The following is a 16,375-nucleotide window of genomic DNA, read 5'->3' as shown; positions in this document are numbered from 1 at the left end:
AAAACTAATTTTAATTTCTATAAAAACACTCCAATCAATGAACCCAAAAAATTTCATTTTATTATTGCTTCCCTTGTTTCTGTTTTCATTTTTTAATGCAAATGCACAACTAAAATCTCAAAATCCTAAAAATGAATTCAGAGCCGTTTGGATTGCAACCGTTGCCAATATTGATTGGCCTGTAAAAAATACCGACTCTGTTGCCAAACAAAAAGCCGATTTTATTGAAATTTTAGATACTTATAAAAAACTAAATTACAATGTGATTATTGTACAAATTCGCTGTGCAGGAGACGCTATGTATCCAAGTAATTTAGCTCCTTGGTCTAAATATTTAACGGGGAAACAAGGACTGGCTCCCTATCCTTTTTATGACCCTTTGGATTGGATGATTACCGAAGCTCACAATCGTGGCTTTGAATTTCATGCCTGGTTTAATCCGTATCGTGCTACAATGGATTTAAATATCTCTGAATTAAGTAAGAATCACGATGTCATCCAGCATCCAGATTGGATGATAAAATATGGCGGTAAATACTATTACAATCCGGCACTTCCAGAAGTTCAGGAACATTTGATTAATGTGGTAAACGAAGTAGTTACTAAATACGATATAGATGCGGTACATTTTGACGATTATTTTTATCCATACCGCATAAAAGGCGAAGAATTTAACGATACTGCTTCTTATAAAAAATACGGTAAAGGAATGAATCGCGAAGACTGGCGACGCGATAACGTAAATACTTATCTAAAAAACACCTATACATCAATTAAAAAGTTAAAACCTTGGGTACAATTTGGAATTAGTCCGTTTGGAGTTTGGAGAAATAAATCGGTTGATCCAAAAGGTTCAGACACTCAGGCAGGACAAACCAACTATGATGATTTGTATGCCGACCCAATGGCCTGGATGGAAGGAAATTATATTGATTATCTATTGCCACAATTGTATTGGAGTATTGATCACAAAACTGCTTCTTATGCTAAATTGAGCAAATGGTGGTCAGAAAACACTAATAAAAATACCGCACTTTACATTGGAAACGGAAGCTATAAAATCAATGCCGATTCAGATAAAAAATGGTTTAATCCAAATGAGATTCCAAATCAAATTGATTTAACGCGTACTTATAACAACATTAACGGAAATGCATTTTTTAGTGCCAAATGGTTTGTAAACAAGAACAAAGCCGTAACACAATTGCTTAAAGACAATCAATATCAATATCCAGCTTTGCCGTATGTAGTTCCTAATGCTAAAAGAGAAGTTTTGGACATACCATGTGTAACCAACATTAATAATCAAACAGCTACTACTGTTGTAACCTTAGATTTTCCAACGCAAAGCAAAATTCGTTATGTAATGATTTACGGTGCTACCAATAAAAATTTAATAGACATTAATAATCCAAGTCAGATAATTGACAAAGTTGCTATTCAAGAAACCAAAGACACTATTGCCATTAGCATTCCTAAACTATACTTAGAAAGACACAACAATTGTGCTGTAACCTTTGTGGATTATTTTGGTAACGAAAGCCAAGCCACCTTATTAAAAGCTAACAACCAAAACACCACCGCAGATGAAAACAGAAAATAAACCTTGGTATTGGATTCCTTTATTAAATTTTGCTTCGGGATTTCCATACGTTATTATCATTTCGGTTTCCGTTTTAATGTATAAAAATCTTGGCATTAGTAACGAAGATATTGGTTTATACACCAGTTTATTATACTTGCCTTGGGTTATCAAACCATTATGGAGTCCATTTATTGATTTACATAGCACCAAACGAAAATGGTTTTTAACGATGCAATTATTCATTTCTATTGCTTTTTTAATTGTGGGATTCATCATTCCTACAAGCCAATTTTTCATATTGAGCTTGGCTCTATTTTGGGTAGCCGCTTTTGCTTCTGCTTCTAATGATGTAGCTAGCGATGGCTTCTATTTATTAGCATTGACTAAAGATCAACAATCTTTCTTTTTAGGAATTCGAAGCACTTTTTATAGAGCTTCTATGCTTACTGGAAACGGACTAATTATTTTATTAGCCGGTTATTTAGAAAAGCAATATGGCGACAATCAAAAAGCTTGGTCTTATACTATGATTTTTGTTGGACTAATCATGTCTTTTTTGACCATTTACAACTATTTTGCCACTCCAAAAGCCGAATTACCTATTACAGCAGCTGGGAAAGAAAACAAAAATTTCGCTACCGTTTTCGCTAGTTTTTTTAAGAAAAAACAAATCGGATTAGCACTGGCCTTCATCCTGCTATTTCGTCTTGGAGAATCACAATTATTAAAAATGCTTACTCCTTTTTTAGTTGATAAAACAGAAGTTGGAGGAATGGGATTAGCTACTGAAGACATTGGAATTATATACGGAACTTTTGGATTAATAGCGCTTACTATTGGGGGAATTCTGGGCGGAATTGCCATCTCTAAACAAGGATTAGGCAAATGGATGCTTCCTATGATTTTAACCATGCACCTGCCTATTATTGGTTTTATACTATTGGGACATTTTCATCCTACTTCTATCTATTATATTTATATAGTCGTTATTTTAGAACAATTTGGCTATGGATTTGGTTTTGCAGCCTTTATGATGTATTTAATTTATGTTGCCGAAGGCGAATCGAAAACAGCACATTATGCTATTGCCACAGGATTTATGGCATTAGGAATGATGCTTCCAGGAATGTTGAGCGGATACATTCAGGAATATTTGGGTTATGGAAATTTCTTTATATGGGTGTTAATAGCAACCATTCCAGGATTGATTTTATCAAGATTCTTAGAATTTCCAAAAGACTTTGGGAAAAAAACGGATTAAATGGAAATTTATAATTTATATAATCTATCGTTTAAAACAATCTTTCAATCTTTTAGTTACAAAAAACATTATTGTTTAATTAAAAAAATATGACACTCGAACAAAAAATAGGACAATTCTTTTTCCCTGCTGTTTTTATAAATGATACAGAAGAAAACATTCAAGCAACCGAAGAATTAATAAAAAAATACAATATTGGCGGTTTGACTTTTTTCCACAGTCGTGCCAGTGCTGCCACCAATTTTGAGAGCAAGAAAAAAGTCACTTTCAATGACGATAGTTACATTCGTCTAAAAGAATTAGTCGAACGTTATCAAAAATGTGCACCTACTCCATTATTAATGAGTATTGATGCTGAATGGGGATTAGCCATGCGCATCGAAAAAACTCCACAATATCCGTATGCCATTACACTTGGAGCTTTGCCTGATGACAAAAAAGAATTAGTGTATGAAGTAGGAAAACAAATTGCATCCGATTTAAAATCAGCTGGAATTTTATACAATTTGGCTCCTTTGGCTGATATCAATAATAATCCAAATAATCCCGTTATAGGTTATCGTTCTTTTGGTGAAAACAAAGAAAAGGTTGCCAATTTCTCCATAGAATATTTACGTGGAATGGCTGACGAGAAGGTTTTAGGTTGTCTAAAACATTTTCCAGGACATGGAAATACCAATGTCGATTCGCACTTAGGACTGCCTATTTTAGATGAAAACTTAGAACAATTATTAAGCAACGAATTGCGTCCATTTATCAAAGGAATCGAAAATAATGTCGATTCAATTATGATAGGACATTTGGCAGTTCCTGCTTTAAACGAAGGAAAAAACACTTCGGCAACCTTGTCTCAAAATATTATTCAGAAACTACTAAGAGAGCAATTAGGCTATGATGGTTTGGTTATTTCTGATGCGTTGAACATGCATAGTGTTTCTAAATTATACGATGTGAAAGGCCAACTGGAATGGGAAGCTTTCAATGCTGGAAATGATGTGTTGTGTTTTGCCGAAAATATTCCCGAAGGTATTCAAGCTATTTTAGAAAATGCTTCGGAAGAACGTATTAATGAAAGCTTTAACAGAATTTGGCAATGCAAAGAAAAAGTAGGCTTATTCAATACTGCTGTATCAAATAGCTCCACTTTAAATTTTGAGCAAGCAGCAAATCTTAATTCGCAAATTGCTAAAAACAGTATTACCAAAGTAATTGACAACATCGATTTTGAAAGTCTAAAAAAAGCTAATCAAGAGCAAAAAGTAGCCCAACTCTCTTTATACAAATCGGTTGAAAATGATTTTTTAAAAACGATTAATACTGAATGGAATTGCCCGCAATTTGCCATTGAATCTGTTGATGATTTTGACTTGGTAGCTTTCGAAAAAAAAATGGCTGCTTTTGATTATATACTAATTTCTTTGTTTGTTCCAAAGGCAAAACCACTACACAAATTTGAAATTGACGATGCCATTTTTGATTTGCTAGAAAAACTATTGGAAAACAAAAAATGTCTAATCTACGTTTTTGGAAATCCTTATGCATTACCGCTAATCCCTAATTTAAATAAGGCTTCGAGAGTCATTCAGGTTTATCAGGATTTCAGCGAATTTCAAATCAATGCCGCACAACAATTTTTATTAAATTACGGATGTAGTGGCAAACTACCCGTTACAATTGATATTCAGTAATTTAAAACAGCTTTTTTGTTTATCATAACCAAAAATTATTATTAAATAAATATTAATAATCAACTACTATTACCATAAACCTTTTATATAACTTATTTTTGCGGCAACAAATAATAACTTTAAAACAAATAATATGTCATTAGTAGGAAAAAAATTCCCAAGTATTGCGGTAGACGCCATTTCTGAAATGGGTGATAACTTAAAAATCAACATCTTTGAAGAAGCAGTAAACAACAAAAAAAAAGTACTTTTATTTTGGTACCCAAAAGATTTTACTTTTGTTTGTCCAACAGAATTACACGCTTTTCAAGCTGCTTTACCTGAATTTGAAAAAAGAAACACAATTGTAATTGGAGCTTCTTGCGATACTAACGAAGTACACTTTGCTTGGTTAAACACTGCAAAAAATAACGGTGGAATTGAAGGTGTAACTTACCCACTTCTAGCAGATACTACAAGAAATTTATCTGCTGCTTTAGGAATTTTAGATGCTGAAGCTGGTGTATACAATGAAGATGCTGATACTTATTTAGTAGAAGGTTCTAACGTAACTTACAGAGCTACTTATTTAATTGACGAAACTGGAAAAATTTTCCACGAAAGCGTAAACGATATGCCATTAGGTCGTAACGTAAACGAATATTTACGTTTAGTAGATGCTTATACACACGTACAAACAAAAGGTGAAGTTTGTCCAGCTAACTGGGAAGAGGGAAAAGAAGCAATGTCAGCTGATAGAAACAGTACTGCTGCTTACTTGAGCGCTAACTAGTTTTTTATAAGGTTTCTAAGGTTCTGAGTTCCTAAGTCTCTAAGATTTAAACCAGAATAGAATAGAAATTTTAAAATTAAATCTTTAATAACAAGTCACAAGGTTCTAAGATCAAAAACTTAGAACCTTAGCGACTTAGAAACTCAAAGAAAAATGTTAATAGAATTAAACGAAGATACTTTAGCCAATTTAGTGGCTGAAAACGAAAAAGTAGTGGTTCAATTTTCGGCATCATGGTGTGGTAACTGCCGTATTATGAAACCAAAATTTAAAAAATTAGCTAATGAGAACGAAGCAATGACCTTTGTTTTAGTTGATGCGGAAAACAATCCAGAATCAAGAAAACTGGCTAATGTAAGTAACTTACCAACTTTTGCAACGTTTGTAAACGGAAAATTGGTAAACGAAACACAAACCAACAAACAGGAAGTACTCATTGATTTAGTAAACGAAATTGTCTAATTAGGTTATTTGTTAATTTGGTAATTGTTTTGAATTAACGATTGTCCTTCAAATAAACACATCAACAAATAACCAAATACACACCTAAAAAAATGAAACTACCTGTAATAAAACAACTTACTCAGTTCATCGAAGAAAACGATCAAGATTACATCATTGAAACTATCGAAGTATTGGAAGCAATGACTGAGATTTCTTCTCTTAAAGATGAAGAACTAGATGTTATAGGCGAATTAATTTCGAATATGTACGGTGCTCTTGAAGTACATAAACTTGTTCAAAACGGAACTGACAAAAAAGAAGCCTTGAATACTTTTATGAAAAGAGTATTAGGTTCTATAGACAAATAATACTTTTCTACCTAAAAGTATCTCTAAAATGCATCTCCAACAGTTGCATTTTTTTGCATTTACTCTTATTTCTCAATTATTCATTGCGTTACAATCATTCCTTTTTGATTTAAAATCTTAAATCAGAAATCCTAATTCTTAAATAATTTTCATACTTTTGAACCTCATTAAAAAATTTAATTATGGCTTCAATTACATTAGGAGGAAATCCAATAAACACTGCAGGAGAATTACCAAAAGTAGGTTCAAAACTTGCCGATTTTAAATTAGTAAAAAACGATCTTTCTATTGCTTCTTTAAGCGATTTTAGTGGAAAGAAATTAGTTCTAAATATTTTCCCAAGTATTGATACAGGAACTTGTGCTACATCTGTTAGAAAATTCAATGAGGCTGCTGCTCAATTAGAAAACACTGCTGTTTTATGTATTTCAAGAGATTTACCATTTGCTCAAAAACGTTTTTGTGGTGCAGAAGGAATTGAAAATGTAGAAAATTTATCTGATTTTCAAGAAGGAAGCTTTGGTAAAGCAAACGGATTAGAAATTGTAGACGGTCCTTTAAAAGGTTTACATTCAAGAGCGTTAATTGTTGCAGATGCAGATGGTACTATTTTACACACTGAACAAGTAAGCGAAATTGCAAACGAACCAAATTATGAAGCTGCATTAGCAGTACTTTAATCTTTATTTGATGGCATTTCAAAAAGACGAAACCTTTGTAACTGGAAGGTTTAAAAGTGTAGGCTTTGCTTTAAAAGGCGCTATTAAACTTATTACTACAGAACATAGTGTGATGGTGCAAACATCCCTAGGAGTTCTATTAACAGTAGCTGGATTTATTATAGGAATTTCACAAACTGAATGGCTTTTTCAAACTTTAGCAATAGGTTTAGTATTAAGTATTGAGGGGTTAAATACTGCAATAGAAAAAGTAGCCGATTTTATTCATCCAGATTACCACGAAAGAATTGGTTTTATAAAAGATATTGCTGCCGGAGCTGTTTTTTTTGCAGCAATTACAGCAATAATAATTGGTTTAATCATATACGTACCTCACTTTATTTAGAGGATTAGTTACATTTATAGAATGGCAAAAACAACAAAAAAAGAGACTTTAGACCCGAAAAACAATTCAAAAACTAAAGTTTTTAAATCATGGAAAATATCTAAACAGCATAAAACAATTTTAGGCTGTCTACTCATCTTATTTTCTATTGCTTTATTAGTTGCTTTTGTTTCTTTCTATATATATGGACAAGAAGATCAAAGTGCTGTACTGGAATTAACAAACAGAACTGAAACAGTAAAAAATTGGCTAGGAAAGTTTGGCGCTTTCTTAGCCAATTTAATAGTTTACAAAGGCTTCGGTTTGGCTTCTTTCTTATTTGTTCGTTTGTTATTCTTAACCGGAATCTTTTTAATACTTGGTATTTCTAACCAAAAATTAAAAAACATCTGGTTTTGGGATTTGTTTGTCATGATTAATTTATCGGTTTTATTTGGCTTCTTTGCCACTTCATTACCAGAATTAGGCGGAACAATTGGCTATGAACTTAATTTATTTCTACAAGATTATATTGGAAAAACAGGTACGCTTTTGTTGTTAATCTTCGGATTGATTGTTTATGTTATTTTCAAAATGAGATTATCTCCTGAAAAGATTCAAGCTTTTTTTGAAAGCAGCAAAAAAGAAATCATTCCTGCTGAAAACAACGAGACTACTCCTAAAAATGAAAGTGCTTATAACCTTGAAGAATTTGCCATATCAGAAGACGAAGAGCCTGAATTAAAAGTAGTTCCTCAGCCAAAAGCTTCTCAATTTGAAATCAACAAAGAAGCACTTAAACCTACTATTAGTCATGCTTCTGAAATTAATTTAGACCCCATTTCAAAACCACTTTCTGTTGAAAAAGCAGCTCCTGTTGTAGCAGCAATCAATGACGATTTTGTAATTGAAACAGCTGCAGAAGAAGAAGTTGTTGAAGAAAATCTAGCTGCTCGATTGGTATCAGACTTTGGATTATTTGACCCTACTTTGGATTTATCCAATTATAAATTCCCAACAATTGATCTATTAAAAGAATATTCAACAGGCGGAATTACCATCAATCAAGAAGAATTAGAAGAAAACAAAAACCGAATTGTAGATACGCTTCGCAATTATAAAATTGAAATTGCGCAAATTAAAGCTACTGTAGGACCTTCGGTAACCTTATACGAAATTGTACCAGAAGCTGGAATTCGAATCTCTAAAATTAAAAGCTTAGAAGACGATATTGCCTTGTCTCTTTCGGCACTTGGAATTCGTATCATTGCTCCTATCCCTGGAAAAGGAACTATTGGTATCGAGGTTCCTAACAAGAATCCTACTATGGTTTCGATGAAATCAGTTATAGGTTCTACCAAATTTCAAGAAGCAGAAATGGAATTACCTATAGCATTAGGAAAAACCATTTCTAACGAAACTTTTGTGGTTGATTTAGCCAAAATGCCTCACCTTTTAATGGCAGGAGCTACAGGACAAGGAAAATCTGTTGGTTTAAATGCCGTTTTAACTTCGCTTTTGTACAAAAAACATCCAGCCGAAGTAAAATTTGTTTTGGTTGACCCTAAAAAAGTAGAACTTACGCTTTTCAATAAGATTGAAAGACATTATTTAGCCAAACTTCCTGATGTGGAAGATGCTATCATTACCGATAACGCCAAAGTGGTCAATACTTTAAATTCGCTTTGTGTAGAAATGGACAACCGTTATTCTTTATTGAAAGATGCGATGGTTAGAAACATTAAAGAATACAACGAAAAATTCAAATCCAGAAAATTAAATCCAGAAAACGGACACCGCTTTTTACCTTACATCATTTTAGTAGTCGATGAGTTTGCCGACTTGATTATGACAGCTGGTAAAGAAGTTGAAGTTCCTATTGCTCGTTTGGCTCAATTAGCTCGTGCTATTGGTATTCACTTGATTATTGCAACACAAAGACCTTCGGTAAACGTAATTACTGGTTTAATTAAAGCCAATTTCCCTGCCCGAATTGCTTTTAGAGTAACATCTAAAATTGATTCCAGAACTATCCTAGACACTCAAGGAGCAGATCAGCTAATTGGACGAGGAGATTTATTATACACAAATGGAAACGATGTAGTTCGTGTTCAATGTGCTTTTATCGATACTCCAGAAGTAGAAAAAATTACAGATTTTATTGGTTCACAAAAAGCCTATGCTACCGCTTACCTCCTTCCAGAATACGTGGGAGAAGAAAATGGCATCAATCTTGATATGGATATCTCTGAAAGAGATACATTGTTCAGGGAAGCGGCAGAAATTATAGTCAACGCACAACAAGGATCGGCCTCTTTATTGCAGCGAAAACTAAAATTAGGTTATAATAGAGCTGGTCGATTAATTGATCAATTAGAAGCTGCCGGCATAGTAGGTCCTTTTGAAGGAAGTAAAGCTCGTAGTGTAAATATTCCAGACATGCATGCACTTGATCAATTTTTTAATAATGAAGAAAACAACTAACACAATGAAAAAGATTATCCAAATTACATTTATCTTATTAATTTGTTTTACAACCCAAGCACAAGACAAAAGAGCTAAAAGTCTTTTAGATCAAGTAACTGCAAAAGTAAAAAGCTATAATAATATTGTAATCGATTTTAAATATTCACTTAATAATAGTAAAGAAAACATTAATCAAGATAGTAAAGGAAATGTTACCTTAAAAGGAAACCAATATGTGTTAAACTTTATGGGTATGACTAAAATATTTGACGGAAAAAAAACCTATACTATTGTTCCTGAAGACGAAGAAATTAATATTTCATCAGTGAATGAAAAAGATGACAGCGCAGTAACACCTTCTAAAATGCTAACGTTTTTCAATAGTGGTTATAAATATTCTATGGATATTTTACAAAATGTTAGAGGTAGAAAAATTCAATACATCAAACTAATTCCGACAGACTCTAAAGATCAGAGAAAAGAAATTTTACTTGGAATTGATGTGCAAACCAAACACATTTACAATTTGATTGAAACTGGTAAAAAAGGAACAAAAACAACTTTAACCGTTAATTCTTTTAAAACCAATCAACCTTTGTCAAAAAATCAATTTACCTTTGTAGCTAATAAATATCCAAATTACTACATCAATAAATTAGATTAATTCATTACGTGAAAATCCTCGACAAATACTTATTAAAAACATTCACGATTACATTTGCTACGGTATTTGTAATCTTGTTTTTTATATTCATACTTCAAACTATTTGGTTATTTATCGCTGAGCTAGCTGGAAAAGATTTAGATGTACCACTAATTATAAAATTCCTGCTATTTTCTATGCCTAGAATTATTCCGTTAGTACTTCCGCTCTCTATTCTATTATCGTCTATTATGACGTTTGGAAATTTAGCCGAAAACTACGAATTTGCAGCAATGAAATCTTCTGGGATTTCTTTACAAAGAGCCATGCGAAGTCTTACTATATTTATTTTCTTATTAAGTATTGTTGCCTTCTTTTTTGCCAATAATGTAATTCCTTATGCTGAGTACAAATTCATTAACTTTAGAAAAAACATTGCCCAGCTAAAACCCGCAATGGCTATAACTGAAGGACAATTTAGTGATGTAGGTTATTACAACATTAAGGTCAATAAAAAATCAGGAGAAAACGGAAACAAATTAACCGGTATTACAATCCATAAAAAATCTATTAATGGAGATGGAAGCAAAACCGTAATTAAAGCTAAAAATGGAGAATTAATTAGTAGTGAACAATCTAGTATTTTACAACTTGTATTAAACAATGGTAACTACTATGAAGACATTACTCCTAAAAAATATACTGATAGAAAAAAATTTCCATTTGCAAAAAGTTCGTTTAAAAAATACCTTATCAACATTGATTTGTCACAACTTAACAACGTAGACGTCGATGATGAAAAAGTAAGCAATTCTAATACAATGCTAACTGTAAACGAATTGAACTACACTTTAGATTCCCTTCAAACAAACTATAAAACAGAGATTGCTTCTTATTCGGAAAACATCAATTTAAGAACCGTTATTTCAAACAAAACATTTAACGACCTAGCTGATAAAGAATTGGTTAAAAAAAGAAAAACACTTCCTACTGATATTTTATCTTTATACGATACTCGTAAAAAAGCAGAAATATTAAAAACCGCTAGTAGTAACCTCAGTAGTATTGGGTACAGCATAGATGGAAGCCGAACTAACTTAGAAGCCAAACGAAAGAATATTAATAATCATTTATTAGCTTTATATGACAAATTTGTCATTGCATACGCATGCTTTATGATGTTTTTTATTGGTGCTCCATTAGGTGCAATTATCCGTAAAGGAGGGCTTGGATTACCAATTATTTTTGCGGTATTAATCTTTATCACTTTCCATTTTATCAATACATTTGGAAAAAGATTTGCTCAAGAAAATGGAATGACACCTTTTATGGGATCCTGGATGTCATCAATTGTATTAACTCCATTAGCAATATTACTAACATACAGAGCTACAAACGATATAGGATTAATTAATATGGATGTTATTTTAGCTCCATTACAAAAAATCATACAAAAAATATTACCTAATAAGAATAAAATAACCGAAGATGGTCAAAGATAAAATACAACTCCACACAATTGAAGAAGCAATAGAAGATATCCGTCAAGGAAAAATCATCTTAGTTGTGGATGATGAAAACCGAGAAAATGAAGGCGATTTTTTAGCTGCTGCCGAAAAAGCAACACCTGAAATGATTAATTTCATGGCTACTCATGGACGTGGTTTAATTTGTGCTCCATTAACGGAAAGTCGTTGCAAAGAATTAGGTCTCCACGTGATGGTAGGCAACAACACTGATCCTATGGAAACTGCCTTCACCGTTTCAGTTGATTTAAGAGGAAAAGGGGTTACAACAGGAATTTCGGCATCAGACAGAGCGGAAACAATCTTAGCATTAACAGATCCTACTACTAAACCACATGATTTAGCTAGACCAGGGCACGTTTTCCCTTTAATTGCAAAAGAAGGTGGTGTTTTAAGAAGAACGGGGCATACTGAAGCCGCTATTGACTTTGCTAGATTAGCTGGATTCAAACCTGCAGGTGTTATCGTCGAGGTAATGAACGAAGACGGTACAATGGCTCGTTTACCTCAATTAGTAAAAATTGCTAAAAAATTTGATATAAAAGTCGTTTCAATTGAAGCGCTTGTTGCTTATAGAATGCAACACGATAGTATCATTGTTAAAAAAGAAGATTTTGATATCAATACTCGTTTTGGAACTTTTCGTTTAAGAGCTTACGAACAAATTACAAACAAACAAATTCATATTGCTTTAACTAAGGGAAACTGGAATTTAGGAGAACCTATTTTAACAAGAATTCATTCCTCTCAAGTAAACAATGATTTATTAGGGACTTTAACTAATAATGTGGACCAACAATTGGATGCTATGTTTAAAATAATTAACGAAAATGGTCGCGGTGCTGTAATTTTCATTAATCAAGACATGACAGCGGTTAATTTATTAAATCGTATTTCTGAATTAAAAGCTCTTCAAGCCCAAGGAACAATGAAAGCTCCAAAAGTTGTTATCGACACTAAAGATTACGGAATTGGAGCACAAATATTACATGATATTGATATTTCTAAAATACGTTTAGTATCAAATTCAGAGCAAACCAAACGTGTTGGAATGATAGGATATGGTCTGGAAATTACTGAATACGTCAATTATTAGTTCTTTCTTAAATCCTTTCTTAATTTTTTATTTTCTTAAAGTATAGAAAATGAAACAATTAAAAAATAAATTTAAAAAAAGTATATTTTTTAATTAAAATAAGCTTTAAAAACCAAAAAAGGAACTTATATTTGCACTCGCAATCACAAAATGATAGCGACATATTGGAGAAATGGCAGAGCGGTCGAATGCGGCAGTCTTGAAAACTGTTGACTGTAACAGGTCCGGGGGTTCGAATCCCTCTTTCTCCGCGAGCTGAAAAGCAAAACTAAAACCCACCAAATTCAATGATTTAGTGGGTTTTTCATTTTTAACTCAATCAAAGTTTTGAGCTATCTTCTAAACCCTAACTAAAATCTAATATCATCCCCTTAATTCGATTTAACAGCATGATATTAATTTTCTCAAAAGTTACACAAAAAACAAAAGCCAAATCTTAAAATTGACTTGGCTTTGACAAACATAATAGCTCATGCTTATAGGCTTTCTTTCAAAATAGTATAAACTAATTCTTTAGTAGCTTTTTGATCTTTTAATTTTTCTCTGACAATATCAAAACTAACTTTAAAATCGCATCCAGATTTATAATCGCTGCAACCATAAGCGGTATTTCCTTTAATAACGGTACCCCTTTGACATTTAGGACAAGCTAATACATCCGAAACTAATTTTTTTTCTGTTTTTTTAGGTTCTAATTTTAAATTGAATTCTTCATCAAAACGCAACAAACCTTCTACCGTGCCAGAATCAATTTTAAAATCTTTTAAATTAACTGTAGACCCTTTTTGAAGCAACCGTAAATACTGATTATCGGAAATCTTTTTATCTGCAAAAATAAAAGGCAATAACAGATTACACCCCGCTTTGTAATTACTACAGCCGTAAGCCGATTTTCCTTTTATAAGATTACCTTTTTTACATTTGGGACAAACTTCGGTAGTAATGCCAACTGCTTTCTTCTGTTTAACTTTGACATCTTCTTTTTGGCTGTTGCCAATATGCGAAATGTTTGCACGAACACTTTCACTTCTCACTTCGTAAACCAAAGCATCCACCATACGTTTCATATTATTGATGAAAGCCGAAGCAGTGAAAGTTCCTTTTTCAATGTCTTTTAATTGTTTTTCCCAAGACCCCGTTAATTCAGCTGATTTTATTAACTCATTCTGAATCGTATCAATCAATTGAATTCCAGTTGGCGTAGGCAATACTTGTTTTTTGTTTCGAACGATATATTGACGTTTGAAAAGTGTTTCGATGATATTAGCTCGTGTAGAAGGTCGACCAATACCATTTTCTTTCATTAACTCGCGTAAATCTTCATCGTCAACTTGTTTTCCAGCCGTTTCCATCGCTCGCAGTAAAGAAGCTTCGGTAAATTGATTGGGCGGTTTAGTTTCTTTTTCTAAAAATGAAGGTTGGTGTGGCCCTTTTTCACCTACCACAAAATTGGGCAATACGTCGGCTTCTTTTTCTTTGGCATTTGGATCTTCAAAAACTATGCGCCATCCTTTTTTTAGAATTACTTTTCCAGTAGTTTTAAAAGTAACATCTGCTGCTTTTCCAATAACGTTGGTATTAGCAACCAAACAATCATCATAAAAAACAGCAATAAATCGCTTGGTAATGATGTCATACACTTGTTGTTGATTGTATTGCAAATTAGATTCTATTCCGGTGGGAATAATAGCGTGGTGATCGGTTACTTTTTTATCATTAAAAACCTTAGTTGATTTTTTGATTTTTTTACCTAAAAGCGGCTCCGTTAACTCGGCATATTTGCTCAATTTTTGCAGAATTCCTGATACTTTTGGATAGATATCATTTGGTAAAAAAGTAGTATCAACTCTAGGATAAGTCACCACTTTTTGTTCGTATAAGGTTTGAACAATCTTCAAAGTTTCATCGGCTGAAAAACCAAATTTCGTATTGCAATACACTTGCAATCCTGTTAAATCAAATAACTTGGGAGCAAATTCATTTCCATTTTTCTTATCAATAGAAACAATTTCAAAATCACTTTCTTTGACTTTATTTGCCAAAAGTTCCCCGTCTTCTTTCTTTAAAAAACGACCTTCTTCATAACTAAAAAGCGTATCACGATATAAGGTTTGCAATTCCCAATACGGTTGCGGCACAAAATTTTCAATTTCTTTAAATCGATCCACCACCATCGCTAATGTTGGTGTTTGCACACGTCCAATAGATAAAACTTGTTTGTAGCCTCCGTGTTTTACAGTGTACAAACGCGTTGCATTCATTCCTAAAAGCCAATCTCCAATTGCTCTAGAAAAACCGGCATAATACAAATTATCGTAATTAGCAGCTGGTTTTAAGTTTTCAAAACCTTCTTTGATGGCTTCGGTAGTCAAGGATGAAATCCACAAGCGTTTTACTTCGCCTTTATAATTGGCTTCATTCATAACCCAACGCTGAATCAATTCTCCTTCTTGTCCCGCATCCCCACAATTAATCACTAATTCAGCTTTGTCAAAAAGACTTTTTACAATTTTAAATTGCTTTTGAATCCCTGAATTCTCCACAACCTTAGTTTCAAATTTTTCAGGAAGCATAGGTAAATTATTCAAGTCCCAACTTTTCCAATACGGTCTGTAATCGTTAGGTTCTTTTAAAGTACACAAATGCCCAAAGGTATAAGTAACCTGATAACCATTGCCTTCATAATACCCATCGTGCTTGGTGTTAGCCCCCAGAACGGTAGCAATTTCACGTGCGACACTTGGTTTTTCGGCAATACATACTTTCATTTTACTCGTCTAATTTAAAGGCGCAAATTAGGAATTTAGAAATTGGTTTTAAAAAGAAATCTTCAAGAGTTATAAACGATATTAAATTTAAAACTAAATCGTCCCTTTTTTAGAGAAACATTAAATTTAATGTTTCTCTAAAAAAAACAATTTAAAACAAAATAAATTCTTACATTTAACTTCGTTTAAAAAAATAAAAAACTATCCTTTTGTCTATCAATCATGACTACATCAGAACAAACAATTCATCAATTATATAACGCATTAACTGATGGTGAAATTTCAAAAATAGATAGCTGTTATGCTACAACAGTAAAGTTTCATGATCCTATTTTTGGTGTTTTAAACAACGATGAAGTTCCAGCTATGTGGAAAATGCTGATTGAAAGAAGCAACCGAAATCTTAAAATACAATACAACATTATTACTATAAATGAATATACAGCCACAGTAGAATGGAAAGCAAACTATACTTTTGGGAAAAAGAAAAGAAACATTGAAAACCAAATACGTTCGCATTTTCATTTTAAAGAAGGCTTAATCATCAAGCAAAATGATGATTTTAACATCTGGAATTGGTGCAAGCAAGCTTTTGGTGGCTATGGTTTCTTTTTGGGATGGACTGGCTATATGCAACATAAAATTCAAGTTAAAGCTTTATCTTCTTTAAAAAAATATATCGAAAATAAAAGCAACTAAAAATAGCTCATTTTT

General features: G+C 32.6%; 14 protein-coding genes and 1 tRNA gene. 14 read left to right on the top strand and 1 reads right to left on the bottom strand.

What is annotated here, in order from left to right:
* Positions 1–37: 37 nt before the first annotated feature.
* The 13 genes from AC4FRF_RS05580 (at position 38) to AC4FRF_RS05520 (ending at position 13,144) form a co-directional block, all read left to right on the top strand.
* Positions 38–1,603 (top strand): glycoside hydrolase family 10-like protein, encoded by a 1,566-nt coding sequence (locus AC4FRF_RS05580; RefSeq protein ID WP_491158499.1) that lies wholly within the window; start codon positions 38–40, stop codon positions 1,601–1,603.
* Entirely contained in the window at positions 1,587–2,846 is a 1,260-nt protein-coding gene (locus AC4FRF_RS05575; protein WP_491158498.1) for an MFS transporter, read from the top strand. Before AC4FRF_RS05580 ends, AC4FRF_RS05575 begins: the two co-directional genes overlap by 17 nt.
* Before the next feature lie 89 nt (positions 2,847–2,935).
* Entirely contained in the window at positions 2,936–4,534 is a 1,599-nt protein-coding gene (locus AC4FRF_RS05570; RefSeq protein ID WP_491158497.1) for a glycoside hydrolase family 3 protein, read from the top strand.
* 133 nt (positions 4,535–4,667) lie between these two features.
* The gene (locus tag AC4FRF_RS05565; RefSeq protein WP_491158496.1) at positions 4,668–5,306 is read left to right on the top strand and encodes a peroxiredoxin; all 639 of its coding nucleotides are present in this window, start codon (positions 4,668–4,670) and stop codon (positions 5,304–5,306) included.
* 153 nt (positions 5,307–5,459) lie between these two features.
* A complete protein-coding gene (locus AC4FRF_RS05560) occupies positions 5,460–5,768 on the top strand; it encodes a thioredoxin family protein (RefSeq protein ID WP_491158495.1) in 309 nt (102 codons plus the stop codon).
* Positions 5,769–5,860: 92 nt separating this feature from the next.
* Positions 5,861–6,118 carry a DUF6952 family protein gene (locus tag AC4FRF_RS05555; RefSeq protein ID WP_161644780.1) on the top strand — a complete coding sequence of 86 codons (258 nt, stop codon included), beginning with the start codon at positions 5,861–5,863 and terminating at the stop codon, positions 6,116–6,118.
* A gap of 182 nt (positions 6,119–6,300) precedes the next feature.
* Positions 6,301–6,798 carry a thiol peroxidase gene (gene tpx / locus AC4FRF_RS05550; protein ID WP_491158494.1) on the top strand — a complete coding sequence of 166 codons (498 nt, stop codon included), beginning with the start codon at positions 6,301–6,303 and terminating at the stop codon, positions 6,796–6,798.
* Between the two features lie 10 nt (positions 6,799–6,808).
* Positions 6,809–7,183 (top strand): diacylglycerol kinase family protein, encoded by a 375-nt coding sequence (locus tag AC4FRF_RS05545; RefSeq protein WP_491158493.1) that lies wholly within the window; start codon positions 6,809–6,811, stop codon positions 7,181–7,183.
* Positions 7,184–7,204: 21 nt separating this feature from the next.
* On the top strand, positions 7,205–9,646 hold the full coding sequence (locus tag AC4FRF_RS05540) for a DNA translocase FtsK (RefSeq protein ID WP_491158492.1): 2,442 nt from the start codon (positions 7,205–7,207) through the stop codon (positions 9,644–9,646).
* 4 nt (positions 9,647–9,650) lie between these two features.
* Positions 9,651–10,292 carry an outer membrane lipoprotein periplasmic chaperone LolA1 gene (gene lolA1, locus AC4FRF_RS05535; protein WP_491158491.1) on the top strand — a complete coding sequence of 214 codons (642 nt, stop codon included), beginning with the start codon at positions 9,651–9,653 and terminating at the stop codon, positions 10,290–10,292.
* 8 nt (positions 10,293–10,300) lie between these two features.
* Positions 10,301–11,773 carry an LptF/LptG family permease gene (locus AC4FRF_RS05530; RefSeq protein WP_491158490.1) on the top strand — a complete coding sequence of 491 codons (1,473 nt, stop codon included), beginning with the start codon at positions 10,301–10,303 and terminating at the stop codon, positions 11,771–11,773.
* Positions 11,760–12,893, top strand: coding sequence for a 3,4-dihydroxy-2-butanone-4-phosphate synthase (ribB, locus tag AC4FRF_RS05525; protein WP_491158489.1), 1,134 nt, complete (start codon positions 11,760–11,762; stop codon positions 12,891–12,893). Before AC4FRF_RS05530 ends, ribB begins: the two co-directional genes overlap by 14 nt.
* Before the next feature lie 166 nt (positions 12,894–13,059).
* Positions 13,060–13,144: transfer RNA gene (locus AC4FRF_RS05520), tRNA-Ser, on the top strand.
* Between the two features lie 225 nt (positions 13,145–13,369).
* Here the strand turns inward: AC4FRF_RS05520 and AC4FRF_RS05515 are convergent.
* Positions 13,370–15,661 (bottom strand): DNA topoisomerase 3, encoded by a 2,292-nt coding sequence (locus AC4FRF_RS05515; protein ID WP_491158488.1) that lies wholly within the window; start codon positions 15,659–15,661, stop codon positions 13,370–13,372.
* Between the two features lie 222 nt (positions 15,662–15,883).
* Between AC4FRF_RS05515 and AC4FRF_RS05510 the strand changes: the two genes are divergently transcribed.
* Positions 15,884–16,360: a nuclear transport factor 2 family protein gene (locus AC4FRF_RS05510; RefSeq protein WP_491158487.1), complete on the top strand. Its 477-nt coding sequence runs from the start codon at positions 15,884–15,886 to the stop codon at positions 16,358–16,360.
* Positions 16,361–16,375 lie beyond the last annotated feature (15 nt).

It is taken from the genome of Flavobacterium sp. ST-158, from assembly GCF_058309975.1.
The sequence above is the reverse complement of the archived record's forward strand: the minus strand, read 5'-3'. Positions and strand labels throughout refer to the sequence as shown.

What these genes read in the sequence shown, in the direction of transcription:
- AC4FRF_RS05510 (WP_491158487.1), top strand. Translation starts at nt 15,884, where the DNA reads ATGACTACATCAGAACAAACAATTCATCAATTATATAACGCATTAACT.
- AC4FRF_RS05580 (WP_491158499.1), top strand. Translation starts at nt 38, where the DNA reads ATGAACCCAAAAAATTTCATTTTATTATTGCTTCCCTTGTTTCTGTTT.
- AC4FRF_RS05570 (WP_491158497.1), top strand. Translation starts at nt 2,936, where the DNA reads ATGACACTCGAACAAAAAATAGGACAATTCTTTTTCCCTGCTGTTTTT.
- lolA1 (WP_491158491.1), top strand. Translation starts at nt 9,651, where the DNA reads ATGAAAAAGATTATCCAAATTACATTTATCTTATTAATTTGTTTTACA.
- AC4FRF_RS05565 (WP_491158496.1), top strand. Translation starts at nt 4,668, where the DNA reads ATGTCATTAGTAGGAAAAAAATTCCCAAGTATTGCGGTAGACGCCATT.
- ribB (WP_491158489.1), top strand. Translation starts at nt 11,760, where the DNA reads ATGGTCAAAGATAAAATACAACTCCACACAATTGAAGAAGCAATAGAA.
- tpx (WP_491158494.1), top strand. Translation starts at nt 6,301, where the DNA reads ATGGCTTCAATTACATTAGGAGGAAATCCAATAAACACTGCAGGAGAA.
- AC4FRF_RS05545 (WP_491158493.1), top strand. Translation starts at nt 6,809, where the DNA reads ATGGCATTTCAAAAAGACGAAACCTTTGTAACTGGAAGGTTTAAAAGT.
- AC4FRF_RS05540 (WP_491158492.1), top strand. Translation starts at nt 7,205, where the DNA reads ATGGCAAAAACAACAAAAAAAGAGACTTTAGACCCGAAAAACAATTCA.
- AC4FRF_RS05575 (WP_491158498.1), top strand. Translation starts at nt 1,587, where the DNA reads ATGAAAACAGAAAATAAACCTTGGTATTGGATTCCTTTATTAAATTTT.
- AC4FRF_RS05515 (WP_491158488.1), bottom strand. Translation starts at nt 15,661, where the DNA reads ATGAAAGTATGTATTGCCGAAAAACCAAGTGTCGCACGTGAAATTGCT.
- AC4FRF_RS05555 (WP_161644780.1), top strand. Translation starts at nt 5,861, where the DNA reads ATGAAACTACCTGTAATAAAACAACTTACTCAGTTCATCGAAGAAAAC.
- AC4FRF_RS05560 (WP_491158495.1), top strand. Translation starts at nt 5,460, where the DNA reads ATGTTAATAGAATTAAACGAAGATACTTTAGCCAATTTAGTGGCTGAA.